This is a genomic window from Mycobacterium sp. 852002-53434_SCH5985345 (assembly GCF_001667155.1).
Lineage (GTDB): Bacteria > Actinomycetota > Actinomycetes > Mycobacteriales > Mycobacteriaceae > Mycobacterium.
Genome location: NZ_LZIE01000007.1, coordinates 86,020 through 111,369 on the forward strand (window position 1 = coordinate 86,020; position 25,350 = coordinate 111,369).

Sequence of the window (25,350 nt, forward strand, 5' to 3'; positions counted from 1 at the left end):
GTCAGCTCCCGACGGTCAGCCCGACCTTCTGGAACTCCTTGAGATCGCAATAGCCGGCCTTGGCCATCGACCGGCGCAGGCCGCCGACCAGATTCAGGGACCCGAACGGGTCGTCGGAAGGCCCGTTGAGCACCCGCTCCAGCGGCGGGCGCTCGCCCAGCGCGATCTGCAGCAATGCCCCGCGGGGCAACGAGGGGTGCGCGGCCGCGGCCGGCCAGAACCAGCCCTCGCCGAGCGCTTCGGCGGATTCGGCGAGCGGGGTGCCGAGCACCACCGCGTCGGCGCCACAGGCGATCGCCTTGGCCAGCTCGCCGGAGGTGTGGATGTCGCCGTCGGCCAGCACGTGCACGTAACGGCCGCCGGTCTCGTCGAGGTATTCGCGCCGCGCGGCGGCGGCGTCGGCGATGGCGGTGGCCATCGGCACGCTGATGCCCAACACCTCGTCGCTGGTCGTCACGCCCCGGGTAGAGCCGTAGCCGACGATCACGCCGGCGGCGCCGGTGCGCATCAGGTGCAGCGCGGTGCGGTGGTCGAGCACCCCGCCGGCCACCACCGGGACGTCGAGTTCGGCGATGAAGGTCTTGAGGTTCAGCGGTTCCCCGTCGCTGGCCACCCGCTCGGCGGACACGATGGTGCCCTGGATGACCAGCAGGTCGATGCCGGCCTGCAGCAGCACCGGGGTCAGGGCCTGGGCGTTCTGTGGGCTGACCCGCACGGCCGTGGTGACCCCGGCCTCCCGGATGCGCGCCACCGCGGCTCCCAGCAGGTCGGGGTTCAGCGGGGCGGCGTGCAATTCCTGCAGCAACCGGATCGACGCCGACGGTTCGGGCTCCTTGGTGGCGGCCTCGACGAGCTCGGCGATCTTGCCCTGCACGTCGGCGTGCCTGCCGATCAGGCCTTCGCCGTTGAGCACGCCCAGCCCGCCGAGGCGGCCGAGCTCGATCGCGAACTCGGGCGACACCAGTGCGTCGGTCGGATGGGCCACCACCGGGATCTCGAAGCGGTAGGCGTCCAGCTGCCAGGTGGTCGACACGTCCTGCGACGACCGGGTGCGCCGCGACGGCACGATGCTGACTTCGCTCAGTTCATAGGTGCGACGGGCGTTGCGGCCCATCCCGATTTCGACCATCCCGGCCTCAGCGCGCAAAGTAGTTGGGCGCTTCGACGGTCATGGCGACGTCGTGCGGATGGCTTTCGCGCAGCCCGGCCGAAGTGATCCGGACGAACTGCGCCTGCTGCAGCGCCTCGATGGTGGGCGATCCGGTGTAGCCCATCGCGGCGCGCAGACCGCCGGTCAGCTGGTGGATCACCGACGACAGCGGTCCGCGGAACGGCACTCGGCCCTCGATTCCCTCGGGGACCAGCTTGTCCTCGCTCAACGCGTCGTCGGCGAAGTAGCGGTCCTTGGAGTACGACTTCGCGCCTCCCCGGCCCTGCATGGCGCCCAGCGACCCCATGCCGCGGTAGCTCTTGAACTGCTTCCCGTTGACGAAGATCAGCTCGCCGGGGGCCTCGGCGGTGCCGGCCAGCAGCGAGCCCAGCATGGCCGTCGAGGCGCCCGCGGCCAGGGCCTTGGCGATGTCGCCGGAATACTGCAGTCCGCCGTCCGCGATCACCGGCACGCCCACCGGTCCGCAGACCGCGACGGCCTCCAGGATCGCCGTGATTTGTGGCGCGCCGACCCCGGCCACCACCCGGGTGGTGCAGATCGAGCCCGGTCCAACGCCGACCTTGACCGCGTCGGCTCCGGCGTCGACCAGCGCCAGGGCCGCGGACCGGGTGGCGACGTTCCCGCCGATCACCTCGACCTTGTCGCCCACCTCGGCCTTCAGCTTGCCGACCATGTCGAGCACCAGCCGGTTGTGCGCGTGCGCGGTGTCGACGATCAGAACGTCGGCCCCGGCGTCGACCAGCATCATCGCGCGCACCCACGCGTCGCCGCCGACGCCCACGGCGGCGCCCACCAGCAGCCGGCCGTCGCTGTCCTTGGTGGCCAGCGGATGCTGTTCGGTCTTGACGAAGTCCTTGACGGTGATCAGCCCGGTGAGCCGGCCGTGGCCGTCGACGACGGGCAGCTTCTCGATCTTGTTGCGGCGCAACAGGCCCAGCGCCGCATCGGCGCTGACGCCCTCCTGGGCGGTGATCAGCGGGGCCTTGGTCATCACCTCGGCGACCTTGCGGGTCTGGTCCACCTCGAACCGCATGTCGCGGTTGGTGATGATGCCGACCAGCGCGCCGACGTCGTCGACCACCGGCAGGCCCGAGATCCGGAACCGGGCGCACAACGCGTCCACCTGCGCCAGGGTGTTGTCCGGGCGGCAGGTGACCGGGTCGGTGACCATGCCGGCCTCCGAGCGCTTGACCATCTCGACCTGGCCGGCCTGCTCGGCGACGGGCAGGTTGCGGTGCAGCACACCCATGCCGCCGGCCCGGGCCATGGCGATGGCCATCCGCGACTCGGTGACCGTGTCCATCGCCGAACTGACGAGCGGCACTTTGAGCCTGATCTTCTTGGTGAGCTGGCTGGAGGTGTCCGCCGTGGCGGGAACCACATCGGAAGCGGCGGGCAGCAGCAGGACGTCGTCGAACGTGAGGCCGAGCATCGCGATCTTGTGCGGGTTGTCACCCCCGGTCGGCACGGGGTCGTCGATCAGTCCTCCAATATGGGGGTCACGCACGTAGGGGCTGCCGACGAGGTCGGAGCTGTCTTCCAGGTGGGACATGCCACGGGTCATCGGTGGGGCCCTCCATACGATGCGGCGCGAGACTCCCATCCTATCGGCTCGCCCGTCGCCCCGACCCGCTTGTCGGGGCGCGCCGCGAACGGCAAAGGGCCCGGAAACGACGGGCGGCCTGGCTGCTGGCGTTATCCCGGCCCGGCTGCGTAGGCTAGTGTGCGTGCGCGATCACCTCCCACCGGGTTTGCCGCCCGACCCCTTCGCCGACGACCCCTGCGATCCGTCGGCTGCGCTGGAAGCCGTAGAGCCGGGGCAACCCCTGGACGCCCAAGAGCGGATGGCGGTCGAGGCGGACCTTGCCGACCTGGCGGTTTACGAGGCACTGTTGGCGCACAAGGGCATTCGCGGGCTGGTGGTGTGCTGCGACGAATGTCAGCAGGATCACTACCACGACTGGGACATGCTGCGCGCGAACCTGTTGCAGCTGCTGATCGACGGCACCGTCCGCCCGCACGAGCCTGCCTACGACCCCGAGCCGGACGCCTACGTCACGTGGGATTACTGCCGGGGATATGCCGACGCCTCACTCAACGAGGCCACCTCGGACGCCGACGGATACCGGCGCTAGACCGCTAGGGGTTGTTCGGGGCCACCGTCGGCGGCGTCGAAGTCTGCCCGTGGTGCCGGTGCTTGCTCCACGATTGACTCGGCGATGGCGTTGCCGACGGACTCGGCGAAGCTTCCGAGGGCGTGGTGGCCGCGGTCGGCGCGGCGGTGGTCGGAGTCGACCATGCCGACGGCGTGTTCGCCGGGGGCGGCAGCGTCGCATTCGGGTTGCGCGATTGAACCCTGAGATTCAACAGCTTCAGCTGGTTCGTCAGCTCCTGTTTGCTGGCCGGGTCGTCGATCGACTGGACCAGGCTGCTCACCTCGGTGAGCTGGTTCTGGGCCTGGTCCCATTGACCCCGGTCGATCGATTCCTGCACCTTGGCCAGGTCGGCTCTGGCCGACAGCATGACCTGATTCTTCTCGTTGACGCGCGGCTGGTCGAAGAACATCGCGTGCAGCCCGTGCAGCGGGGTCCCGGGACGCGCCTCGACCACCATCGCGCCGAAGCCGCTCATCACCAACAGCGCCGCGGCGACCGATCCGATCGTCGCCAGCCCGCGCCGGCCGCTGCGACGGTCGGCCAGGCCGGTGCGCAGGGCGGCGACGGCTTCCTCGGCCGAGACCAGCGCACTCGCCGGTGGCCACCGCAGGTTGTCGCGCCAGTCCTCCAGCAGCGTGGCCATCGCGTCCATGTCGGGGTCACCGACGTGCACCGGCCGCCGCTCGGCGAGCGCGTCGAGAAGCAGGTCGCTTTGGGCGAATTCGTCCAGGGATTCAGGCACAGTCACCTGCCGCGATCATTTCGGACTTCAGCCGGGACAGCGCACGGTGCTGGGCCACCCGGACCGCTCCCGTGGTGCTGCCGACGGCGGATGCGGTCTCCTCGGCGGACAAGCCGACGACGACACGCAGGATCAGGATCTCGCGCTGCTTGGCGGGCAGGATTTCGAGCAGTTCGCTCATCCGGCTGACCGAGTCGGCTTCGATGGCCCGCTGTTCGGGGCCCGCGTCGGACGACCAACGCTCGGGGATGACCTCGGTCGGATAGGAGAGATCACGGCCGGCGGCCCGATGGGCGTCCGCGACCTTGTGCGCCGCGATGCCGTACAGGAAGGCGAGAAAGGGACGCCCTCGGTCCCGGTAGCGCGGCAGCGCCGTGATAGTCGCCAAGCACACCTCCTGTGCCACGTCATCCGCTGACAGCCCACCCCGCTCGACTGTCCCGACTCGCGCGCGGCAATATCGCACGACAATCGGACGGATCGTCTCCAGCACCTCCCGTAGTGCGTTACTGTCCCCCGCCACGGCCTTGGCCACGACAGCGTCGAGACGATCCCCTTGAATTGTCATCGACGGCGGTATCTCCAACGTTACGAACCGGACACATCGCGGGCTAACCGGGCTAACTAACGAATTGACAATAACGGCCCGGAGGCCATTTCAAGCGGAACGCCACGTCGCACCGGCGCGCCGCACTTGGCCTGCGGAGACATCGCGAATTTCGCGTAGCTTTTGTGTCGAAACGGTGACGCTGCCGAGATCAATCAGCAAGCACGCCAACGCCCACCGAAGCGGGACCAGTCCGAGCCGGCCGGTGGCGTCCAGCGCCGCCTCCGCCACCGCCCGCGCGCGCTCGACGGCCCCGGCGCTGCACAGGGCGGCCGCCAGCACCACCTCGCTCTTGACCGCGTGCCGCGCCGACGGGACGGCCATGGCGCCCGCCAGCTCCACCGCTTCGTTCGCATGGCGGACGGCGGTTTCGCCGTCGCCACGGGCCATCGCCAATTCGGCGGCCACCCACCCTCGGCGCACCGGCTGCCGCTCGGGCACCGGCCCCGCACCCAGCTCGGAGTCCGCGCGGGCCAACAACGTCGCCGCCGCTGCGAAGCGGCCGACACCCAGCGCGTCGGCCGCCAGCCCGATCAAGGCGTCGGCACGCGACTCGCGGTCCACACCGGCCAGCGCGAGGGCGCGCCCGTCCCACCCCCGCGCCAGCGTGTGCCAACCGAGTTGGCGCAGAAAGGATCCCTGCGTGCTGTGAGCCAGGGACGCCCACCGACCGGCGGGGGCGTCGCGCCGCAGCGCGGCCAGATCGCGGTAGGCGCTGCCGTAGCGGCCCTGCCCGCCCGCTGCGACGGCGCGCAGCCACAAGTCCTCCGGCGTGACCGCCGTCGGCAGCGGCCAGCTACCGGCCCGGTCGCCGAAAGCGGCGGCAGCCAACTCCGCGCCAATCACAGAAGTGTGACGAGTTTCAATCACGGCGATGGTAGTAAACAGTTTGTGCTGTTCGCGTTACCGAACTGTTAATCACAATAGATCCTGTACTAATCCCGGTCGCCCCTCCCCCGGCCCCTGAGCTGGGAAATCTCGATTCGGTCAAGTGCCTGGTAGCACGGTGCGTGTTTCGCCATTGGGCGGCAGATGAACGCGACGTTAATTCTTTTATAACCATTACATACTTTGTCGGGCTAAGTGGCTATTGACGCAAATTCACCGCCCGCCCTAACGTACGCATCACGGGTAGTCATCGGTGACGCCGCTTCAATTCAGTGCACCATCGCTTCGTCGAACCTGACCTTACTGGGCGTGCCGTGCAGAGAGGGAGACACCAATGCCACAGCCGGAGCAGCTACCCGGACCCAACGCCGACATCTGGAACTGGCAATTGCAGGGCTTGTGCCGCGGCGTTGACTCGTCGATGTTCTTTCACCCCGACGGTGAGCGCGGCCGCGCCCGCATGCAGCGCGAGCAACGCGCCAAGGAAATGTGCCGGCAGTGCCCGGTAATTCAGGAGTGCCGTTCCCACGCGCTCGAAGTCGGTGAGCCCTATGGGGTTTGGGGCGGCTTGTCCGAATCGGAGCGCGACATGTTGCTGAAGGGCGACATCGGCCGTAACCGCGGCATCCGCCGCTCGGCCTAGCGGTTCATCGATCGTCCGCAAGGGCGGCACTTTTTTCGCACGACGCGGTTGAACGATTCGCCGTCTCGGTCCGTGTATCCGTCATGGGCTCGGCCGCGGCCGGCTGAATCCAGTTTCGGGCGTTCCGTCGTGCAGAGGAGCCCGCGTCGGTTCGCTCACGCGCACAGGAGGTGCCGTGAAGCAACGACCACTTGCAGTAGTGACCACCCTGGGAAGGCAGGAATGGCTGGACCGGCCGAGCTACCGCCTCGAGCACGGCCTGACATTCCTCTTCGCGGCCATGGGCCGATATCGGGACCGGGTCAGCAATGCGCTGCACGGCACCTGGCTCGGCCATCCGCTGCATCCCGCGTTGACGTCGGTGCCGACGGGAGCGGTCACGACGACGGTCGCGATGGATGCGGCGTCCATGCTCTCGGGAAGCGGCGCGCAATGGCGCGACGCGTCGAGGTTCGCGTTGGGTGTCGGACTCGCCGGGAGCGTCGGCGCGGCCGCTACCGGTCTAACGGACTGGCAACACACACATGAGGAATCGCGACGGGTCGGCGTTGTCCATGGCTTGCTGAACGGGGTCGCGACGAGCCTGTACGTGTTGTCGTGGCGGGACCGCCGCAACGGTCGGCAGCGGCGCGGGATGGCCTGCAGTGCGCTTGGCTACGCCATCACCCTGAGTAGCGGCTATCTGGGCGGCGCTCTGGTATACGGATCGGGAGCAGGGGTGGACCGCTCGGGCGCTCGGCTCCGTGGCGCCCACTGGACGCCGGTGTTGCCGGTAACGGCCTTGGACGGGCAACCGCGGCGGGTCGAGGTGGACGGCGTCGGCGTGGTTCTCTACCGCACCGACGACCGGGTCTTGGCCGTCGGCGCGCGCTGCCCCCACCTCGGTGCGCCGATGGACGACGGCTGGATCGATCGCGGTCGCATCGTTTGTCCGTGGCATGGCTCCCGGTTCGCCTGCGAATCGGGGGACGTGCTGCGCGGACCGGCGACGGCCGCGCTGCCGCACTACCCGGCACGCGTCCGCCATGGATACGTCGAGGTGCGCGGAGACGCGAAATGAACGCCTACGATGTGCTCTTTGAACACCACAGGGTCTTACGCAGGCTTTGCGAGAAAATCACCGCGCTACCCGCGGATACCGGCGAGCGGCAAGACGCCCTCGATGAATTGTTGATCGAACTCGACATTCATATGCGGATCGAGGACGACCTGTTCTATCCGGCGGTCTCGGAGGCAAGCACGCTCGTAGCGATCGCCCACGCGGAGCACCGGCAAGTCTGGGATCAGCTGGCGGTGCTACTTCGGACCTCCCCGACTGCGCCGCAATACGAGGGCGAGTGGCGCTCGTTCGTCACGGTCCTGGATGCACACGCCAGCGAAGAGGAGCGCGACTTATGCCCGGCGCCAATAGATTTGAGCGCCGAGATGCTCGATGCACTCGGAGATCGAATGCTCGTGCGGATCACCCGTCTGCGCCGATCCACCATCAACAGGCTTCGCGTCCGAGGCCGCGCCGCCCTATTGAGTTCGCTTTAGTCGTTTGGACCGCGACCAATCGGGGTACGACCCGCCCATGAATAAGGGCGTATCGTTCGCGGCCGTGGCGCTTGCCGCCACCATCGCACCGTTGGCAGCATGCGCAAACCAGCAGGGTGGCCAATCCGCCACCTCAACGTCCTCCAGCGCGCCCCCCGGCACGGAGCGGATGACCACGCAGTTGAAGAGCGCCGACGGAAACCAGGTCGGCACCGCCACCATTGATTTCGCGAACGGGTACGCGACCGTGACCGTGGAGGCTGGACCCAACCAAGTCCTGAGCCCGGGTTTCCACGCGCTGATGATCCACGCTGTGGGCAAATGCGAGGGGGACTTCGATTCGGCCGGAAGCGTCTATCAGGCACCGAATCACACCGGTTTTCCGGCCAGCGGCGACCTGACCGCGTTGCAGGTGCGCAACGACGGCTCGGCGAAGCTCGTCACCACCACCAGCTTGCTCACCGCCTCGGACCTGAGAAGCAGCTCTGGGACCGCGCTGATCGTCCATCAGAACGCGGACAACCTGAGCGGGGGTTCCACCGGTGAGTCGGGCAAGCGGGTAGCCTGCGGTGTGCTCGCCGCGGCGTCCGCGACGACGACGTCATCCACCTCGACGACGACCAGCGTCACGACGATCACGACGACGACCGAGGTGCCACCGCCGTCGACCAGCACGAGCACCGTCACCGTCACCAGCAGCCCGACGTACACTTCCACGCCGATTACGACTGTGACGACGACTCCGCCGAGCCTTCCGCCCGGAACCCGCTGACGCGCCGTCGGCGCGGATCACGATGACGGCAGACGCGCGTCGCCCCGCGCCCTAGTGTGCTGACATGCAGAAGGTGCTTTTCACGCTCGGGCTGGTGCTTTTCCTGATCGGCCTGCTCACCGGATTCGCCGTCGCAGCGCTGAAGAACCCGCGCATGGCGCTGTCGAGCCATCTCGAGGCCGTCCTCAACGGGATGTTCCTCGTGCTGATCGGTCTGCTCTGGCCTTACCTCCACCTGACTCACGCCTGGGGGGTTACGGCCGTCGCGCTGATCGTGTACGCCGCCTACGCGAACTGGCTCGCGACTCTGCTCGCGGCGGCGTGGGGCGCCGGCCGCAGGCTCGCGCCGATCGCGGCGGCCGACCATGAGGCCTCGGCGGCCAAGGAGTGGGTAGTCAGCTTCCTGTTGCTGTCGCTGGCCGTTGCGGTCATAGCGGGCGTGATCATCGTCATCGTCGGGCTCTAACGTGAACGCCTCAACCGATCTGCTTCATCAGCGCATCCATGTCGACGAGGTCCCACACCTTCGCGAAATTCTTGGGCGCCATCGCGATTCATGTGCTCACCCGTCGGCAGAAGCGGTGAATCGCGTGAGCAGATCCGTCAAGTATTCGGCCTCCCCGGGCTTCATCGCCGCGACAAGGCGGTCCGCCAGTGGCTCCGCGGCGACGTGAGCCGCGTCGAAAACCTTTAGTCCCTTGGGAGTGATCTCCACCGCCCGCACGCGCCGGTCCCCCGGAACAGGTTTACGGACGGCGAGCCCGTTGCGCTCCAAATCGTCCACGACACGCATGATTCCCGCCTTGTCCGAACCGGTCGCCTCGACCAAGGCCCGCTGCTCCGTGGGCCCGCGGTTGACGAGGACAAGCAGCACGGCGAAATGCCGCAATTCGATGCCCAACGGCCGAAGCGCTTCCGACATCACCGCGGCGGCGCGCCAATGCGCCTTGCGCAGCAACAAACCGAGAGCGAAAGGCGAGGGATCTCCAGGGCGGTCGGTCGCACGCCGGGCGGTGGCATCGCTGGACGCGTCGCGGGTCATCGAACTGGCACCTTTTCATCCGGCTTGAACACCGGACTAAGACCGGATGGCATGTTCCAGCCGGGCCGACTCGTCGTCGACGAACGTGACCGTCTCCTCGAGCGGTGCCCGACCTGTGCGAGCGTACTTCACCGTGGGGTCCTCGTACCCAATTGACATGCCGCAGAAGAGGATTAGTCCGTCAGGTGGTGACAAGACGTCCGCCACCGTTTGGCGAACCTGCGACCACGCCATCTGAGGGCAGCTGTCTAGCCCTTCGGCTCGGAGTAGCAGCATGACGGTCTGTAGATACATCCCAACGTCGGCCCACTGTGCCACGCCGAGGTCGCGGTCGATGTAGCAGAACAGCGCGACGGGCGCACCAAAACAATTCCAGTTCGCGATGGCCGCCCGCTGACGCGCCTCCCAGTCCTCGCGCGCAATACCGAGTGCGCTGTAACGCTCCTTGCCGAAGGCGGATCGTCGGTCCCCGTACGGCGACTTCAATCCCGGCGGGTACATCTCGTACTCCCGCGCGTCCCAGGGGTCACCGTGGGCCACGCGCTCGACGGCGCGCGTCTTGAGCTCGTCGAGCAGCGCGCCAGTCACGACGTAGGTGTTCCACGGCTGGATGTTCGATCCGGACGGCGACCACGCCGCGGCGGAGAGCACCCGCTCCAACACCTCTCTCGGCACCGCCTGGTCGGTGAATCCGCGCACTGCACGCCGGGTTGTGACCGCCTCGTATACGTCCATGATCGCCTACCTAAGGGTCAGTATATCTGTTTCAAATAACACTGTATCAGTTGATACTATTTCTGGGTCGGCGAAGTCTCAAGCTGCGCATGGCGGCAGCCCGACGGGCGGGAACCGGCTTTCCTCACGCCCCGGCCCGCTCATCAGTTACCTGTGCGCGAATTCCGCGAGCTTGGCATCGACCGCCGCAGGGTCGGGTCCCGCGTACATCTTCGGATCGCGCTCCTTGACCCAGGAGAAGAACGGGCAGCTGGTCGCGGGACCGTCCACCGCTCCGAGTTGGTCGATGTGCTTGCCGGTCCTCGCCTCGCGCAGTTCGATGTTGTACTGCACCGCGTAGTAGTCGACGGCGACGTGTTCGCCCGCGTCAGTGTGGAAGTCGCAGGTGCGTGACTTCACCTCGGTTCCGGGTTTGCGGGTAAGGCAGGCAACGACATTCGTCGACCGGAAGTCGTCGGGGTTCGCCCGGTAGTCGGCGCGGGAATCGAGCGTGACCTGGCTCCAGTGCGTCGATGCCACTTCGCGCATCGGGTCGGGCTCGTCGTACGGGGCGAACGCAACGATCTTGTCCGGCTTCTGGTACCAGGCGGCGTTAATGATCGACCCGCGATCGCACACCACGTCGAATTCCGAGAGGGAGGTGGCCTTCTTGGCGCCACCGCGCCCGTCCAGGCCCTCGCGGGCCATGCCCTGGACGAGATAGAACCCGACCAGCGCCACCGGGATGAGGACGACGATCGCCGCCAGGGCAAGCACGATGATCAGCCCGATATTGGTCTTGCGCAACGCGGGCGCCGGCGGCGGATAAGACCCGGGCGGCGGGTACGGCGGGGGCCATTGCTGGGGGTGCTGCGGTAGTTGCGGTGGCCACTGCTGCGGATAACTCACGCTCATGCCCCCCACGTCATGGTGCGGCCAGCTTAGCAATCGGCGCCGACCCCGGACTCCCAGCCGATCGGCAGGCTAGGGGCACATGAAGCTGATCGGCGGGCAATGCCTGATGGTGATCGCCTCGATCGGCGGGTTGTCGCCGTCCCAGATCGAGGTCGGCCGGCCCTGCATGGTGACGTTGCCCATCCCGTATTGGGTCGGATACCAGGTGTGGCAGACGTTCCAGTCCCAGTCGATGTACTGGTTCACGACGTAGGGCATCTGCTTCGGGTTGCCCGGGCACCAGCGGTGCGGTTCCATCGTGTCCGCGTGAGCGATGCCCACGGCCCACCCGCTTAGCGCGGTGCCACCCGCCAGCAGTGCGGCCGCGACAAGCCTCTTGGTCATGTGGGCAGGCGGCATGATGGTCGTCCTCTCCGGTGCGTTCGTGGCAACCAGTGCACGAGCCTCACGTCGCTACCGATCCCAACAAACCGAATCTAAAGGAATCAACAGCCCATCGAGAAGTGCTGCAACCGACGAAACCGGACGCAACTCCGCTCTACGAGAACACCCCCGGCCCATGTGGACCGGGGGTGTTGTCGTCGCAACTACTTAGTGCGCGTGGCCGTGATGGCCGTGGCCGGCGTGGGCGTCTTCCTCGGCCGGCTTGTCCACGATGGCCGTCTCCGTGGTCAGCACCATCCGTGCCACCGACGCCGCGTTGAGCACCGCGGACCGCGTGACCTTGACCGGGTCGATGACGCCGTCGGCAATCAGGTCGCCGTACTCCAGCGTCGCGGCGTTCAGGCCGTGCCCGGCCGGCAACTCGCCGACCTTGTTGACCGCGACCGCACCGTCCAAGCCGGCGTTGGTGGCGATCCAGTACAGCGGTGCCGCAAGCGCCTCGGCGAACACGTCGACGCCCGTCGCCTGGTCGCCGGACAGCGACCCGCGCAACTCTTTCAGCGCGCTGCGCGCCCCGATGAGCGCCGACCCGCCGCCCGCGACGATGCCCTCCTCAACGGCGGCCTTGGCGGCCGCGACAGCGTCCTCGACGCTTTCCTTGCGTTCCTTGAGCGCGGTCTCGGTGGCGGCACCGACCTTGAGCACCGCCACGCCCCCGGCCAGCTTGGCCAGCCGCTCCTGCAGCTTCTCGCGGTCCCAGTCGGAATCGCTCTTCTCAATCTCGGCGCGCAGCTGCTTGATCCGGTCGGCAACCGCATCCTTCGAGCCGCCCCCGTCGACGATGATGGTGTCGTCCTTGCTGACCACCACGCGGCGGGCCGAGCCCAGCACATCGGTGCCGACCTCCCGCAGCAGCAGGCCCGCGTCGGGGTTGATCACCTGGCCGCCGGTAACCACCGCCAGGTCCTCAAGGAACGCCTTGCGCCGGTCGCCGAAGAACGGCGCCTTCACCGCAACCGCTCTGAGAGTCTTGCGAATCGAGTTGACCACCAGCGTCGCCAGGGCCTCGCCCTCGACGTCCTCGGCGATGATCAGCAGCGGCTTCCCCGACTCGGCGACCTTCTCCAGCATGGGCAGCAGGTCGGGCAGCGAGCTGATCTTCTCCTGGTGCAGCAGGATGACCGGGTCGTCCAGCACGGCTTCCTGCGAATCGAAATCGGTGACGAAATACGCCGACAGGAAACCCTTGTCGAAACCGACGCCCTCGGTGAACTCCAGCTCGGTGCTCAGCGTGGAGGATTCTTCGACGCTGACCACGCCGTCGGTGCCGACCTTGGTCATCGCCTCGCCGACCAGCTCGCCGAGCTGTTGGTCGCGCGACGACACCGTCGCCACCTGAGCGATAGCTTCCTTGCCGGACACCGGGGTGGCCGCCGCCAGCAGCGCCTCGGACGCCGCGTCGGCCGCCTTGGAGATTCCCACGCCGAGTTCAATGGGGTTGGCGCCGGCCGCAACCAGGCGCAGGCCACCCTTGACCAGCGCCTGCGCCAGCACGGTCGCGGTCGTGGTGCCGTCACCCGCCACGTCGTTGGTCTTGGTGGCCACCGACTTCACCAGTTGCGCACCCAAATTCTCGAACGGGTCTTCCAGGTCGATCTCGCGCGCGACGGTCACGCCGTCGTTGGTGACCGCGGGCCCACCAAATGCCTTGGCCAGCACCACATGCCGGCCGCGCGGCCCCAGCGTCACCCGGACCGCGTCGGCCAGCGCGTTGACACCGGCCTCGATCGCGCGGCGCGCGGTCTCGTCGTACTCAATAACCTTGCTCATCAGGCTCCTCACTAACGCATGCCGCCCCGGAAATCACCCGCGGCCATGCGCGGGGATCGCCGGGGCGGGACACGGTGCTTACTTCGATACGACGGCCAGCACGTCACGCGCCGACAGGATCAGGTACTCCTCGCCGTTGTACTTGATCTCGGTGCCGCCGTACTTGCTGTAGATGACGGTGTCACCCTCCGAGACGTCGAGCGGGATTCGCTTCTCGCCGTCCTCGTCCCAGCGGCCGGGACCGACGGCGACGACGGTGCCTTCCTGCGGCTTCTCCTTGGCGGTGTCAGGAATGACCAGACCGGACGCGGTCGTGGTCTCGGCCTCGTTGGCCTGCACGAGAATCTTGTCCTCGAGTGGCTTGATGTTCACCTTCGCCACGATTGGAGCCTCCACTAGTTAGATCGGGTCCGGGGCGGGTGCCCCGGAATTATCAAGGGATTCGGCAGTCGTCCGAGCCCGAGCGCCGTCGTCGCGGGTGCCGGCACAGGGTTTGGCCGATTGCCACCTAGCACTCTATACACGAGAGTGCTAGCACTCAAGGGCACCCCGGTGCGTCCGCGATGTTCGCTACGGGCGATCACCTCACCTGGGCTTTTACCACCGGGAGCCCGGGGTCGGTGGGCGCGTCCAGCGGAGACTGCGGCGCCCCGGCGGCCACCAGGTGCGCGGCGAAGGAAGCGATCATCGCCCCGTTGTCGGTGCAAAGCCGGGGCTTGGGGACCCGCAGCGTCAGCCCGGCCGCCGCGCACCGCTGCTCCGCTAGCTCCCGCAGCCGCGAATTGGCGGCCACTCCCCCGGCGATCAACAGCGTCGAGACGCCGAGTCCGGTCGCCGCGCGCAACGCCTTCATGGTCAGCACGTCGGCGACGGCCTCCTGAAAGCCGGCGGCGACATCGGCGTTGACCGCGTCCGGGTGGCTCTCCAGATAGCGCGCCACGGCCGTCTTCAGACCGGAGAAGCTGAAGGCGTACGGGTCATCGGCGGGGCCGGTCATGCCGCGCGGGAAGGCGATGGCGTCGCTCTCACCGGCGCGGGCCAGGTCGTCGAGCACCTTGCCGCCGGGGTAGCCCAGCCCCAGCAGCCGCGCCACCTTGTCGTAGGCCTCGCCGGCGGCGTCGTCGACGGTGCTGCCCAGCTCGACGATCGGTTCGCCAAGGGTGCGCACATGCAACAGGTGGGTGTGGCCGCCCGACACCAGCAGCGCCACGCACTCGGGGAGCGGTCCGTGTTCGTAGACGTCGGCGGCCAAGTGCCCGCCCAGGTGGTTGACGGCGTAGAACGGCACCCCCCACGCGGCCGAATACGCCTTGGCCGCAGCCACTCCCACCAGCAGGGCGCCGGCCAGACCCGGCCCGATCGTGGCCGCGACGATGTCGGGCTTCTGCAGCCCCGCCGTCGTCAGCGCGCGGCGCATCGTGGGGCCGAGCGCCTCCAGGTGCGCCCGCGACGCGATCTCGGGGACCACGCCGCCGAAGCGGACGTGTTCGTCGACGCTGGACGCCACCTCGTCCGCCAACAGCGTCACGTTGCCGTCGGCGTCGAGCCGCGCGATGCCGACTCCCGTTTCGTCGCAGGAGGTTTCGATGGCCAAGATGATCGTCATCGTGCTGATCGCCGCATGGTGTAGGCGTCGGCGCCGCTTGCGCGGTAGTAGCGCCGGCGCAGGCCGATCTGCTCGAATCCCACGCTGCGGTACAGCGCGATGGCCGCCTCGTTGTCGGTGCGCACCTCCAAGAAGACGGCGCCGCCGTCGGCGAAGACCAGCAGCTCGTCGAGCAACCGGCGGCCGATCCCCTTGCCCTGATAGGCGGTGTCCACGCCGATGGTGTGGACCTCGTACTCGAACGGCGGGGTGCGGCCCAGCCGCGAGATACCGGCATAGCCGACGAGCGTGCCGCCCGCCCGAGCGCCGACGTAATGGTTGTGCGGGCTGGCCAATTCCCGGTTGAACGCCGCGGCGGGCCAGGGGTCGTCGCCGTCGAACAGTTGGCGTTCGAGCTCGGCGCAGCGCGCCGCGTCGGCGGGGACCAAGTCGCCGAGCGTCACGGGCTCGCCCAGGGCGGTCATCCGCGCGCCGCCATCGGTTTGGCGTCGGGGCGGCGCAGATACAGCGCCACCAAGGGCAACGGGCGCTGCGACCAATCGGGCACCGCGGCGACAAGCCCGGCCGCTGTGGGATAGGTCGGCCCGCGGTGGGGCAGGTCGAACAGCGCGGCATGCTCCTTCGAGCCGGCCACGGCCTGTGCTGCACCCGGGTCGACGTCGGCGGGGGCATTGACGCCCGGCCCGTCCATCCGAAACCCGTCACGGTAACGGGCCCAATAGATTTCGCGCCGGCGCGCGTCGGTGACCACCAACGTCTCACCGGTGGTGCGCACACCGATGGCGTCCAGGCTGCACACCCCGTGCACCGGGATGCCCAGCGCATGCCCATAGGCGGCCGCGGTGGCCATTCCGGCCCGCAGGCCGGTGAACGGGCCGGGTCCACAACCCACCACGACGGCATCGAGGTCGCCCATCGTCAGCCCGGCGTCGGCGAGGGCGTCCAGCACGTTCGGGGTGAGCCGTTCGGCGTGCGCACGGGCGTCGACGGTGACCCGTTCGGCCAGCACGATCAGATCGTCGCGGCGCACGATCCCGGCGGTGACCGCCGGGGTGGAGGTGTCGAGGGCAAGCAGGACACTCATGAACGCACCCACTGCCACGACGCGATCCGCACGTCGGATCCGCTGAGGCGTTCCAGACGAATGTCGAGGTGCCGCTCGGCGAGGCGTTCGACGAGGCCCTCGCCCCACTCCACGACCACCACCGCGCCATCGAGATCCGTGTCGAGGTCCAGCGAGTCGAGCTCGCCCAGCAGGTCGGCGCCGTTCTGGTCCAAAAGCCGATACATGTCGACGTGGATCATCGCCGGTGCGCCTGCCCGCCGCGAGGGGTGCACGCGCGCCAGCACGTACGACGGTGACGTGACCGGGCCATCGACGTCCATCGCCGCGGCAATACCCTTGGCCAGCACGGTCTTTCCCGCGCCGAGCGGACCGGTGAGCACCACCACGTCGCCGGCCCGCAGCCCCTCACCGAGCCGCGAGCCCAGTGCGATGGTGTCCTCGACGCGTTGCAGCGTGGCAGTCCCCTCATCCACGGTGCCGCAGCCGTTCCCGCATCCACCGGGTTGCCAGCGCGGCGCGACCCGGAGTGGCCCGTTTGACCAGCCGGACCAGCCCGTCGTTGATCGCCTCCGGCTTGTCCAGCAGCGCAAGGTGGCTGGCGCCCCGAACGATGACCAGCTCGGACTGCGGCAGCGACGCCGCCATCTTGCGGGAGTACTCGTCGGGGGTCAGCAGGTCGTGGTCGCCGCAGGCGATCAGGGTGGGGATGCGCAGCAGGGTCCACAGCCCGGCGGTCTCGTCGTGGTGCTCCAAGGCATCAAGGAACTCCACCATGGTCGGGATCGGGGTGCCGTTCATCATTCGCTGCGAGAAGGCGTCCAGGCTCCGGCTGACCTGCAAGTCACTGAAGGAGGCCGCCCGCAGGACGGGGCCGATCAGCGAGCGCGACACGTTGCGGCCGCGGTGCATCAACTTCGGCGCCGACCGCGCGGTGAACCGGAACGCTTCCAGCGCAGGGTTTTTCAGGATTTCGCCCAGCGGCGACCTGGCGACGCCTTCCGCCGCAGAGGAAATCAACGCGGCGCCGACGATTCGGCGCCCATACTGGCCGGGGAACTGGCGAGCATGCGACAACACCGTCATGCCGCCCATGGAGTGGCCGACCAGCACCACCATCCCGCGCGGCGCGACCACCTGAAGCACACTCTCCAGGTCCTGACCGAGCTGAGTCAGCGTGTACGTTTCGGGCGCGGCCTCGCCGGACTGCCCGTGCCCGCGCTGGTCGTAGAAGACCATCCGGACGCTCGGGCCCACCTGCTCGGGCAGCCGCGTCCGCTGAAAATGAAAGGCACCCATACGCAGACAGAACCCGTGAACGAACACCATGGTCAGCGGGGCGTCCGCCGGACCGGCTTCCCGGATCGCCAACGACACGCCGTCGGGGGTGGTTACCACGGAGCGGCGATCGTCGTCGATCCTGTCGAAATCCTCGTCGGCGTAAGGATCTTCGATGCCGCGGGTGCGCTGGATCATCGAGCGGCGGGCCGACGCTCCGACGATGGTGGCCAGGGCGGTCACCCCCGCCCCTCCCGCAAGCCAAGCCCCTCTCTGGCGCCTGCGGGCTCTCTCAGGGCTCAATGGTTCGCGCCTCGCGATAGGTTCTGGTGATGCGCCCGCGGGGGCTGGTCACCACTTCGTAGTGGATGGTGTCGAGCAGGTCGGCCCAGTCCTGCGCGGTGGGTTCCCCGCTGCTGCCCGGGCCGAACAGGATCGCCTCGTCGCCCTCGGCCACGTCGATCGGGCCGGGGCCCAGGTCGACGACGAACTGGTCCATGCAGATCCGCCCGACCCCGGGGCGCCGCTTGCCGTTGATCAGCACGTCCAATCGTCCTCCCAGCGACCGGAAGACGCCGTCGGCGTAGCCGATCGGCAGCAGGGCCAAATTCGTGTCGCGCTCCGCGGTCCAGGTGTGCCCATACGACACGCTCTCGCCCGCACGAATCGATTTTACTAGCGCCACAGGGCATTTCACCGTCATCGCCGGCACCAGCCCCATGTCCCCGAGCTCGGGCACGGGGCTCAGGCCGTACACCGCCACGCCGGGCCGCACCAGGTCGAAGGCCAGATCGGGACGCGACATGGTGGCCGACGAGTTCGCCAGGTGCGCGACCTCGAACCGAACCCCCTGATCGCTCGCCTGGGTCAGCATGTCGCTAAAGCGTTGGGCCTGAACGTCGTTGATGGGGTTGCCCGGTTGATCGGCGAACACCATGTGCGACATCAGGCCGCGCAGCCGGACGGCCTCCTCGGCGACGGCCCGGCGCAGCGCGGCCAGCATCGAGGGGTATCGGGCGGGGTGGACGCCGTTGCGGTTCAGGCCGGTGTCGACCTTGAGCGTGACGGTCGCGGTCCGGCCCGTCCGGCGCGCCGCGTCCAGCAGCTCGTCCAGCTGACGTTCCGAAGAGATGGCGATCTCCACGTCGGCCAGCAGCGCGGGCCCGAAGTCGATGCCGGGCGGGTGCAACCAGGCCAGCACCGGCGCGGTGATCCCATCGGCGCGCAGGGCCAGCGCTTCGGCGACGGTGGCGACGCCCAGCTCGCTCGCACCGCCGGCCAGCGCCGCCCGCGCGGACGGGGTGGCCCCGTGGCCGTAGCCGTCGGCCTTGACGACGGCCATCACCTGTGCGCGGCCGGCGTGCTCGCACAGCAACCGCACGTTGTGCTCAATGGCGCGCAGGTCCACCACGGCCTCCGCGAGGAGGCCGGGCGTCAGCGATATCGGCGTAACAGCCACGGCCGCCATTGTCCCAGAACCGGTCGGGCAAGCCGACCGTTGAGCCACGAAACTCACATCCGCCCAGGCCGTCACCTCAGACGCTGTGGTGGCCGACACACCTTTTGCCGCCCGCGCCTGCATCGGTCGTCATGCGACTGCGCTTACCCGGCGGTAAGGCCGCGAAACCGGCCTAGTGCGCGAAGTGCTGGGCGTCGTAGTGGCCGCCGGGCTTGATCTTGTCCAGCGAGGACAGCGCCGAGACGGCGTCGTCGTGCAGCGCGCGGGCGAGGTCGGCCGAGAGCCCTTCTCGCACCACGATGCGCAGCACCGAGACGTTGGTGGCGTTGTCGGGCATGGTGTACGCGGGCACCTGCCAGCCGTAGGTGCGCAGCTCGTGCGAGACGTCGAACTCGGTGTAGCCGCGGTCCCCGGCGAGCCGGAAGGCGACCACCGGGATCGCCGAGCCGTCCGAGATGAGCTCGCAATGGTCGCTGACGCGCAGCTGCTCGCCCAGCCACCGCGCCGTCCCCGACAGCGTCTGCATCACCTTGGTGTAGCCGTCGCGGCCCAGCCGCAGGAAGTTGTAGTACTGGCCGACCACTTGGTTTCCGGGGCGGGAGAAGTTCAGCGTGAAGGTCGGCATGTCGCCGCCGAGGTAGTTCACCCGGAACACCAGCTCCTCGGGCAGGTATTCCTTGCTGCGCCACACCACGAAGCCCACACCCGGGTACGTGAGCCCGTACTTGTGGCCGCTGACGTTGATCGACACCACCCGGGGCAGCCGGAAGTCCCACCTCAGTTCGGGGTGCAGGAAGGGCACCACGAACCCGCCGCTGGCGGCGTCGACGTGCACGGGTACGTCCACACCGCCGCCCTCCGCCAGCTTGTCCAGCGCGCCGCAGATCTCGGCGACGGGTTCCAGCTCACCGGTGTAGGTGGTGCCCAGGATCGCCACCACGCCGATGGTGTCCTCGTCGACGGCGTCGACGACCTGCTCCGGGGTGATGACGTAGCGCCCCTCCTCCATGGGCAGGTAGCGGGGTTCGACGTCGAAGTAGCGGCAGAACTTCTCCCACACCACCTGGACGTTGGAGCCCATCACCATGTTGGGGGTGCGGCCCTTCCAATCCTTGCCGACCTTCTGCCGCCACCGCCACTTCATGGCCAGCCCGCCGAGCATGACCGCCTCGCTGGAGCCGATCGTGGACACCCCGCACGCGCTGTAGGGGTCGGCGTCGTTCAGGCCTTCGGCGTGGAACAGGTCGGCCACCATCGACACACAGCGCTGCTCGATGGCCGCGGTCGCCGGGTACTCGTCCTTGTCGATCATGTTCTTGTCGAACGTCTCGGCCATCAGCCGGCCCGCCTCCGGGTCCATCCACGTCGTGACGAACGTGGCCAGGTTCAGCCGCGAACTGCCGTCGAGCATCAGCTCGTCGTGGATGAAGCGGTAGGCGGCCTCGGGGTCCATCGATTCGTCGGGCAGCCGCAGCGCGGGCACCGGGGCGGTGAACAGGCGGCCGGTGTAGGCGGGGGCGATGGCGTGGGCGGGCAGGGACGGGTGTTGGGGCACGGGGAGATCCTTCCTAGAGGGTGGCCAGCGCCGCCCTGATGTGCGGAACCATGCGGGACGATGACGTCGGCGCGTCACCGGGGCCCGGGTCGGCGGCCGACAACGCCGCCGCCCGCGCGTGGATGTAAGCGGCCGCCGCGGCCGCCTCGGCCGCCGGCAGGCCCGCGGCGAGCAGCGCGCCGATCATGCCGGACAGCACGTCCCCGGAACCGGCGGTGGCCGCCCAGGATTGCCCGGCGGGGTTGAGGTACACCGGACCGCCCGGATCGGCGACGACGGTGACGTTCCCCTTGAGCAGCACGGTGGCCCCGAAGGTGTCGGCCAGCTTTTGGCACGCCCCGACCCGGTCGTCCCCCGGGGGGCTACCCGCCAGGCGGGCGAATTCACCGGCGTGCGGGGTCAGCACCGTCGGCGCGCCGCGGTTGGCGACCAGCTCGGGGTGGGCGGCCAGGATGGTCAGCCCGTCGGCGTCCACGATCACCGGCAAGTCGGTTTCCAGCGCGAACCACAACGCGGCGGCCCCCGTGTCGTCGGTGCCCAATCCTGGCCCCACGACCCAGGATTGGACCTTGCCGGCCGATGCGGGGGTGGGCGACGCGATCACCTCGGGCCACTGCGCGAGCACCTCCCGGTGCGCGCTGCCGGCGTAGCGGACCATGCCGGACGTCGCCGCGACGGCGGCGCCGGTGCACAGCACGGCCGCGCCCGGATACGTCGACGAGCCGGCCATCACCCCGGTCACGCCCTGGGTGTACTTGTCGTCGTGCGGCCCGGGCACCGGCCAGCGCGCGGCCACGTCGGCGGCCTCGAAACCCAGCAAGTCGGTATGCGGTAAATCGAGCCCGATGTCGATCAGCTTCACCCGGCCGCAATCGGCGAGCGCGTGCACAGGTTTGAGCCCGCCGAAGGTGACCGTCAGCGCCGCGTGCACCGCCGGACCGGTGATCGCCCCGGTCGCCACATCGATGCCGCTGGGGATGTCGACGGCGACCACCGGGATGCCCGCCTCATCCACCGCGGCGAAAACCTCGGCCGCGGCCGGGCGCAGCGGCCCGGATCCGGAGATGCCCACCACCCCATCGATGACGAGATCGGTTGTCGGTGAGACACTTTCGACGATGCGCCCACCGGCCTTCGTGAACGCCGCCAGCCCCTTGCGGTGGGTGCGTTCCGGGTTGAGCAGCACCGCGTCGGCGGCCGCGCCGCGCCGGCGCACGAAGGTGGCGGCCCACAGGGCGTCACCGCCGTTGTCGCCCGAGCCGACGACCGCGCACACCCGGCGCCCGGCCACCCCGCCGGTGCGGGCCCGCAATTCGGCGAGGATCTCGGCGGCCAGCCCGAAGGCCGCGCGCCGCATCAAGGCTCCGTCGGGCAGGCTGGCCAGCAGCGGCGCCTCGGCCTGGCGGATCGCGTCTACGGAGTAGTAGTGCCGCACGAGTGCCACATTACGGGTCAGCGGCCGCTTGGCTCAGGCCGATGCCTCGGGCGAGCGGCGGCGTCGCCCCATGGCCCGCAGGCGTGCCGGGCTCAGCTGCCGCGGGTCCATGTGCCGCGTCATCGGGTAGAAGCAGAGCCCGACGAGGATCGAGGTGAAGTGCCCGATCGCGGTGAAGTTCAGCTCAATCCGGTCCATCGCGATCAACGGGAAGCCGAAGATGATGAACAGGACGCCCAGGTAACCCCAGCGCCACGGGCGAGCGATGTGATAAGCGAGCACGGCCATCACCCCGACCAGGAAGTAGCTCACGCCGATGTCGCGGGCGTGCACCAGCCGTTCCGACGCGTCGTGTTGCTCGATCGCGAGGTAGAGCAGCCCCTCACTGAAATATGTGGACAGGATGTGGGCGCTCAATCCCACTGTGAGCCAGCGCAATTGGCCCAGCCAGTGTTCGGCCGGGGCCAGGAACAACGAGAACAGGATCAGATACGGCGCCAGGTTGTCGCCGTCGATCCACAGCAGGCTGGAAAACAGGACATCGAGCGGGTCCCGCGCCAACCCGTGGATGTTGGTGGAATGGTGCATCAGCATCGAGTGCAGTTGCCGCCGGGGCAGCCAGTGCTGGGCGAGCGTCGTGACCAGCAGCACGAGCAGCCACCCGTACGTCAGCGGCGCGTGGCTGACGTAGTGCCAGACCGCGAGCCCCATGCTGCGCAGTCGGGACCGCACCGGTGCTTTCGTCACGTCATTACCTTCGCACGCGGACCGTCACGCTGCTTCACCTAAGCGGCGGGCGCGCCGGGCTGAGGGGCATCTGGTCGCAAATGCCGCCACCAGCAGGCGATGTAGAGCAGCATCGAGATCACCAACACGACCAGCACCCAGAGAACGATGGTGATGTCGATCCAACCGCCAAATGGCGGCGAACCCGGAAGTGCGTTGCGCAACGGCACCACCGCGAAAAGCATTGCCGCGTACCAGGTTGTCATCGGCGGCTGAAACTTTCGCCGGTCACGCAGCGTCTGGACCGCAACGAATAGACCGAGCGCGGCAATGGCGATGAGCACACCGCAGATGACGATGCCGAACGCCGCTGCGCTCAGGGACCGCTGCAGAGTCACTCGGTACGGACCGAGCCCGCCGCCGTTACTGGCGGTGACCTGCCAGCCGGGTAGGTGGTTCACGAACGTGGCGGGCAAGCGCTCGGGAACGCCACCTTCGCCGCCGTGCAGAAGTTCCACCTCGATCGGCCCCGAATCGTAGTGATCGAAGGGCCATCGTTCGATTTCACCCGCGATGGTCACCGGGACGGGGAACACGCCGGGGAGCATGCCCTTGGTCCAGGTCCGGCGGGTGGGTGTCGCCGCGGATCTGACCCAGAGGCTGAGGTCTTCGTTGAGGTGCTGGGTCTGCGGATCCAGCAGCGCCGATCCGGGTGAAATCGCCAAGTTGATAACAAGGACGCTGTAATTCGACTGAATGTCTTCGACCGAAAAGGTCGCCGTACTGGTATCGCCTCCAGCGGGAACCTCCGCCCGGTGATGCACCGTACGGCTTTGGGCGTACAGCGCCACCGACGCGACGTATGCCGCAACGATCGACACGATGAGACCTACCACGGCGAACCTCATGACTACTCCCCCACTGACCTGCCCATGAGCGGCTAAGTTCAACTCGATGGCGACGGCGCCGGATTCGGCGGCGCACCAACAACCTCGGGCCGTAGATGCCGCCACCAGCACATGATGTAGAGCAGCATGGACACCACCAGGACGACGAGCACCCACAACACGAGCGTGATGTCGATCCACCCGCCGAATGGCGGCGAACCCGGAAGCGCGTTCCGCAACGGCACCACCGCAAAGAGCATCGCCGCATACCACGTCGTCATCGGCGGCTGGAACTTCCGCCGGTCACGCACCGTCTGAACGGCGACGAAGAGGCCCAGGGCGGCGATGGCGACGAGCACACCGCAGATGACGATGCCGAACCCCGCCGCGCTGAGCGAACGGTGCACGCTCACCTGATAGGGGCCGGACCCCTCGGTGGTCACCCGCCAACCGGAGAGGTGGTTCACGATGGTCACCGGCACACGTTCGGGCACGTTCCCGGGGCCGTGCATGAGCTCGATCTCGACCGGCCCGGAACCGTAGTGGTCGAAGGGCCAATTCTCGATCTCACCCGCGATGGTGAGCGGGACGGGGAAGACACCGGGCAGCATGCCCTTGGTCCACGTGCGACGGGTCGGTGTTGCCACGGATCGCACTCGAAGGCTGAGGTCCTCGTTGAGGTGCTGCGTCTGCGGGTCCAGCAGCGCCGATCCCGGCGAGATGGATAGGTTGGCCATCAGCACGCTGTAGTTCGACTGAATGTCTTCGATGACCAACGTGGCCGTGCTCCGGTCACCGCCGGCCGGGATGTTCGGGTGGTGGTGACCTCCGCTGTTGGCGTATAGCGCGACCGACGCGACGTACGCCCCAACGACGCCCACGATCAAAGCGATGATTCCGTATCTCACGACGCCCCCTGCCCGAACTGGCCCCCGAGGCCATCTAACGGATGAATCGCTTGCCCACGGGGCAATGTAGTTGAACGGCTGGCGGAAACGTCTTGAAACGGAAGGAAGTCGATTCAAGTACCGAAGGTCAGCCCGTCGGCGCCGGGACCGGCTCCGGCGGCGGGGCGGCGGCGACCTCAGGGACCTCAGGCCTGAGATGCCGCCACCAGCAGGCGATGTAGAGCAGCATCGCTACCACGAGCGCGACGATCACCCACAGCACGATGGTCACATCGATCCACGCCCCGAATGGGGGCGAGCCGGGAAGCGCATTGCGCAGGGGTACCACCGCGAAGAGCATCGCCGCATACCACGTCGTCATCGGCGGCTGGAACTTTCGCCGGTCACGCATCGTCTGAATGGCCACGATCAGGCCCAGGGCGGCGATGGCGATGAGCACGCCGCAAATCACGATCCCGAACACCGCGGTACTCGGCGCGCGGCGCACGCTCAGTCGGTACCCCTCGTGGCCGGCGAACTTGGTGGCGGAAACCTTGAATCCGGGCAAGTGGTCGATGAGCCGCACCGGAATGAGTTCCGGCGGTTTCGTCGTATCGCCACCATGGAACAACTGCACCTCGATCGGTCCCGAGGTGTAGTTGTCGAACGGCCAACGCTCGACGTGGCCCGCAATGGTCAGCGGGAGCGGAAAGACGCCGGGAAGCATGCCTTTCGTGTAGTCGCGTCGGCTGGGCTGGGCCGACGACCTGACGCGCACCATGAGGTCTTCATTTAGACGGTGGGTGACCGGATCCAACATCGCGGGTCCGGGTGCCACAGCCACGTTGACAACCACCGCGCTGAAGTTCGACTGCATCTCCTCCGCGGTCAAAGTCGCCATGGTCTGGGCGGCCGTCTCCGCGTTGTCGCTCAGTGTGCCGGCCGAAACCGCTTCCACCGTGTTCTGGTAGAGCCCGACCAACGCGACGTAGGTCCCGACGATGAGCACGACGATGCCCACCGCGGCGAATCTTCTGGCCGCCGACCGCATGCT

At 68.2% G+C, this 25,350-nt stretch carries 29 protein-coding genes; 6 read left to right on the top strand and 23 right to left on the bottom strand.

Going from position 1 to position 25,350, the window contains the following annotated elements; all coding sequences use genetic code 11:
• Position 1 precedes the first annotated feature (1 nt).
• Both A5756_RS01180 and guaB read right to left on the bottom strand, forming a co-directional pair.
• On the bottom strand, positions 2 to 1,129 hold the full coding sequence (locus tag A5756_RS01180) for a GuaB3 family IMP dehydrogenase-related protein (RefSeq protein WP_066945558.1): 1,128 nt from the start codon (positions 1,127 to 1,129) through the stop codon (positions 2 to 4).
• A gap of 7 nt (positions 1,130 to 1,136) precedes the next feature.
• Complete coding sequence (guaB, locus tag A5756_RS01185) at positions 1,137 to 2,735, bottom strand: IMP dehydrogenase (protein WP_066945561.1); 1,599 nt, start codon at positions 2,733 to 2,735, stop codon at positions 1,137 to 1,139.
• A 163-nt stretch (positions 2,736 to 2,898) separates the two neighbouring features.
• On the opposite strand from guaB, the gene A5756_RS01190 reads away from it, so the two are divergent.
• Complete coding sequence (locus tag A5756_RS01190; protein WP_046186907.1) at positions 2,899 to 3,306, top strand: DUF5319 domain-containing protein; 408 nt, start codon at positions 2,899 to 2,901, stop codon at positions 3,304 to 3,306.
• Positions 3,307 to 3,310: 4 nt separating this feature from the next.
• On the opposite strand, the gene A5756_RS01195 is transcribed toward A5756_RS01190, so the two are convergent.
• The 3 genes from A5756_RS01195 to A5756_RS01205 form a co-directional block, all read right to left on the bottom strand.
• Complete coding sequence (locus A5756_RS01195) at positions 3,311 to 4,075, bottom strand: anti-sigma-D factor RsdA (RefSeq protein ID WP_231989191.1); 765 nt, start codon at positions 4,073 to 4,075, stop codon at positions 3,311 to 3,313.
• Complete coding sequence (locus A5756_RS01200; protein ID WP_066945594.1) at positions 4,062 to 4,637, bottom strand: sigma-70 family RNA polymerase sigma factor; 576 nt, start codon at positions 4,635 to 4,637, stop codon at positions 4,062 to 4,064. The genes A5756_RS01195 and A5756_RS01200 overlap by 14 nt, the downstream gene beginning before the upstream one ends.
• Before the next feature lie 90 nt (positions 4,638 to 4,727).
• Positions 4,728 to 5,546, bottom strand: coding sequence for a hypothetical protein (locus tag A5756_RS01205; protein ID WP_066945599.1), 819 nt, complete (start codon positions 5,544 to 5,546; stop codon positions 4,728 to 4,730).
• A 352-nt stretch (positions 5,547 to 5,898) separates the two neighbouring features.
• On the opposite strand from A5756_RS01205, the gene A5756_RS01210 reads away from it, so the two are divergent.
• The 5 genes from A5756_RS01210 to A5756_RS01230 all read left to right on the top strand — a co-directional run bounded on the left by A5756_RS01210 (position 5,899) and on the right by A5756_RS01230 (position 8,981).
• Positions 5,899 to 6,207, top strand: a complete 309-nt coding sequence (locus tag A5756_RS01210) for a WhiB family transcriptional regulator (RefSeq protein ID WP_066945603.1) — start codon at positions 5,899 to 5,901, stop codon at positions 6,205 to 6,207.
• 175 nt (positions 6,208 to 6,382) lie between these two features.
• On the top strand, positions 6,383 to 7,267 hold the full coding sequence (locus A5756_RS01215) for a Rieske 2Fe-2S domain-containing protein (protein WP_066945607.1): 885 nt from the start codon (positions 6,383 to 6,385) through the stop codon (positions 7,265 to 7,267).
• Positions 7,264 to 7,743, top strand: a complete 480-nt coding sequence (locus A5756_RS01220) for a hemerythrin domain-containing protein (protein ID WP_066945610.1) — start codon at positions 7,264 to 7,266, stop codon at positions 7,741 to 7,743. The genes A5756_RS01215 and A5756_RS01220 overlap by 4 nt, the downstream gene beginning before the upstream one ends.
• A 37-nt stretch (positions 7,744 to 7,780) precedes the next feature.
• Positions 7,781 to 8,515 carry a superoxide dismutase family protein gene (locus tag A5756_RS01225; protein ID WP_066945937.1) on the top strand — a complete coding sequence of 245 codons (735 nt, stop codon included), beginning with the start codon at positions 7,781 to 7,783 and terminating at the stop codon, positions 8,513 to 8,515.
• A gap of 64 nt (positions 8,516 to 8,579) precedes the next feature.
• Positions 8,580 to 8,981 (top strand): hydrogenase, encoded by a 402-nt coding sequence (locus A5756_RS01230; RefSeq protein ID WP_066945614.1) that lies wholly within the window; start codon positions 8,580 to 8,582, stop codon positions 8,979 to 8,981.
• A gap of 96 nt (positions 8,982 to 9,077) precedes the next feature.
• On the opposite strand, the gene A5756_RS01235 is transcribed toward A5756_RS01230, so the two are convergent.
• The 18 genes from A5756_RS01235 to A5756_RS01320 all read right to left on the bottom strand — a co-directional run bounded on the left by A5756_RS01235 (position 9,078) and on the right by A5756_RS01320 (position 25,347).
• The gene (locus A5756_RS01235) at positions 9,078 to 9,557 is read right to left on the bottom strand and encodes a MarR family winged helix-turn-helix transcriptional regulator (protein ID WP_066945618.1); all 480 of its coding nucleotides are present in this window, start codon (positions 9,555 to 9,557) and stop codon (positions 9,078 to 9,080) included.
• Positions 9,558 to 9,593: 36 nt separating this feature from the next.
• Complete coding sequence (locus tag A5756_RS01240) at positions 9,594 to 10,292, bottom strand: nitroreductase (RefSeq protein WP_066945622.1); 699 nt, start codon at positions 10,290 to 10,292, stop codon at positions 9,594 to 9,596.
• A 147-nt stretch (positions 10,293 to 10,439) separates the two neighbouring features.
• Positions 10,440 to 11,186: a hypothetical protein gene (locus A5756_RS01245; RefSeq protein ID WP_232005299.1), complete on the bottom strand. Its 747-nt coding sequence runs from the start codon at positions 11,184 to 11,186 to the stop codon at positions 10,440 to 10,442.
• Between the two features lie 69 nt (positions 11,187 to 11,255).
• Positions 11,256 to 11,570, bottom strand: coding sequence for a hypothetical protein (locus tag A5756_RS01250; protein WP_066945626.1), 315 nt, complete (start codon positions 11,568 to 11,570; stop codon positions 11,256 to 11,258).
• 207 nt (positions 11,571 to 11,777) lie between these two features.
• Complete coding sequence (gene groL / locus A5756_RS01255) at positions 11,778 to 13,400, bottom strand: chaperonin GroEL (protein ID WP_066945630.1); 1,623 nt, start codon at positions 13,398 to 13,400, stop codon at positions 11,778 to 11,780.
• A 78-nt stretch (positions 13,401 to 13,478) separates the two neighbouring features.
• On the bottom strand, positions 13,479 to 13,781 hold the full coding sequence (groES, locus tag A5756_RS01260; protein WP_007167930.1) for a co-chaperone GroES: 303 nt from the start codon (positions 13,779 to 13,781) through the stop codon (positions 13,479 to 13,481).
• Between the two features lie 199 nt (positions 13,782 to 13,980).
• Positions 13,981 to 15,006 carry a tRNA (adenosine(37)-N6)-threonylcarbamoyltransferase complex transferase subunit TsaD gene (gene tsaD, locus A5756_RS01265; protein ID WP_066945634.1) on the bottom strand — a complete coding sequence of 342 codons (1,026 nt, stop codon included), beginning with the start codon at positions 15,004 to 15,006 and terminating at the stop codon, positions 13,981 to 13,983.
• Positions 15,003 to 15,470 carry a ribosomal protein S18-alanine N-acetyltransferase gene (rimI, locus tag A5756_RS01270; protein WP_066945637.1) on the bottom strand — a complete coding sequence of 156 codons (468 nt, stop codon included), beginning with the start codon at positions 15,468 to 15,470 and terminating at the stop codon, positions 15,003 to 15,005. Before rimI ends, tsaD begins: the two co-directional genes overlap by 4 nt.
• The gene (gene tsaB, locus A5756_RS01275; protein WP_066945943.1) at positions 15,467 to 16,090 is read right to left on the bottom strand and encodes a tRNA (adenosine(37)-N6)-threonylcarbamoyltransferase complex dimerization subunit type 1 TsaB; all 624 of its coding nucleotides are present in this window, start codon (positions 16,088 to 16,090) and stop codon (positions 15,467 to 15,469) included. Before tsaB ends, rimI begins: the two co-directional genes overlap by 4 nt.
• Positions 16,087 to 16,545, bottom strand: a complete 459-nt coding sequence (tsaE, locus tag A5756_RS01280) for a tRNA (adenosine(37)-N6)-threonylcarbamoyltransferase complex ATPase subunit type 1 TsaE (RefSeq protein ID WP_066945640.1) — start codon at positions 16,543 to 16,545, stop codon at positions 16,087 to 16,089. The genes tsaB and tsaE overlap by 4 nt, the downstream gene beginning before the upstream one ends.
• Positions 16,538 to 17,590 carry an alpha/beta fold hydrolase gene (locus A5756_RS01285; RefSeq protein WP_197505421.1) on the bottom strand — a complete coding sequence of 351 codons (1,053 nt, stop codon included), beginning with the start codon at positions 17,588 to 17,590 and terminating at the stop codon, positions 16,538 to 16,540. Before A5756_RS01285 ends, tsaE begins: the two co-directional genes overlap by 8 nt.
• 49 nt (positions 17,591 to 17,639) lie before the next feature.
• Positions 17,640 to 18,806, bottom strand: a complete 1,167-nt coding sequence (gene alr / locus A5756_RS01290; RefSeq protein WP_156659123.1) for an alanine racemase — start codon at positions 18,804 to 18,806, stop codon at positions 17,640 to 17,642.
• 172 nt (positions 18,807 to 18,978) lie between these two features.
• Complete coding sequence (locus A5756_RS01295) at positions 18,979 to 20,361, bottom strand: glutamate decarboxylase (RefSeq protein ID WP_066945650.1); 1,383 nt, start codon at positions 20,359 to 20,361, stop codon at positions 18,979 to 18,981.
• A 13-nt stretch (positions 20,362 to 20,374) separates the two neighbouring features.
• Complete coding sequence (locus A5756_RS01300; protein WP_066945946.1) at positions 20,375 to 21,796, bottom strand: bifunctional ADP-dependent NAD(P)H-hydrate dehydratase/NAD(P)H-hydrate epimerase; 1,422 nt, start codon at positions 21,794 to 21,796, stop codon at positions 20,375 to 20,377.
• A gap of 33 nt (positions 21,797 to 21,829) precedes the next feature.
• Positions 21,830 to 22,507 carry a rhomboid-like protein gene (locus A5756_RS01305; RefSeq protein WP_066945655.1) on the bottom strand — a complete coding sequence of 226 codons (678 nt, stop codon included), beginning with the start codon at positions 22,505 to 22,507 and terminating at the stop codon, positions 21,830 to 21,832.
• Positions 22,508 to 22,581: 74 nt separating this feature from the next.
• Entirely contained in the window at positions 22,582 to 23,430 is an 849-nt protein-coding gene (locus A5756_RS01310; RefSeq protein WP_066945659.1) for a DUF4436 domain-containing protein, read from the bottom strand.
• Positions 23,431 to 23,468: 38 nt separating this feature from the next.
• Entirely contained in the window at positions 23,469 to 24,317 is an 849-nt protein-coding gene (locus A5756_RS01315; RefSeq protein ID WP_066945662.1) for a DUF4436 domain-containing protein, read from the bottom strand.
• Between the two features lie 127 nt (positions 24,318 to 24,444).
• Positions 24,445 to 25,347, bottom strand: coding sequence for a DUF4436 domain-containing protein (locus A5756_RS01320; RefSeq protein ID WP_066945666.1), 903 nt, complete (start codon positions 25,345 to 25,347; stop codon positions 24,445 to 24,447).
• Positions 25,348 to 25,350: the final 3 nt, after the last annotated feature.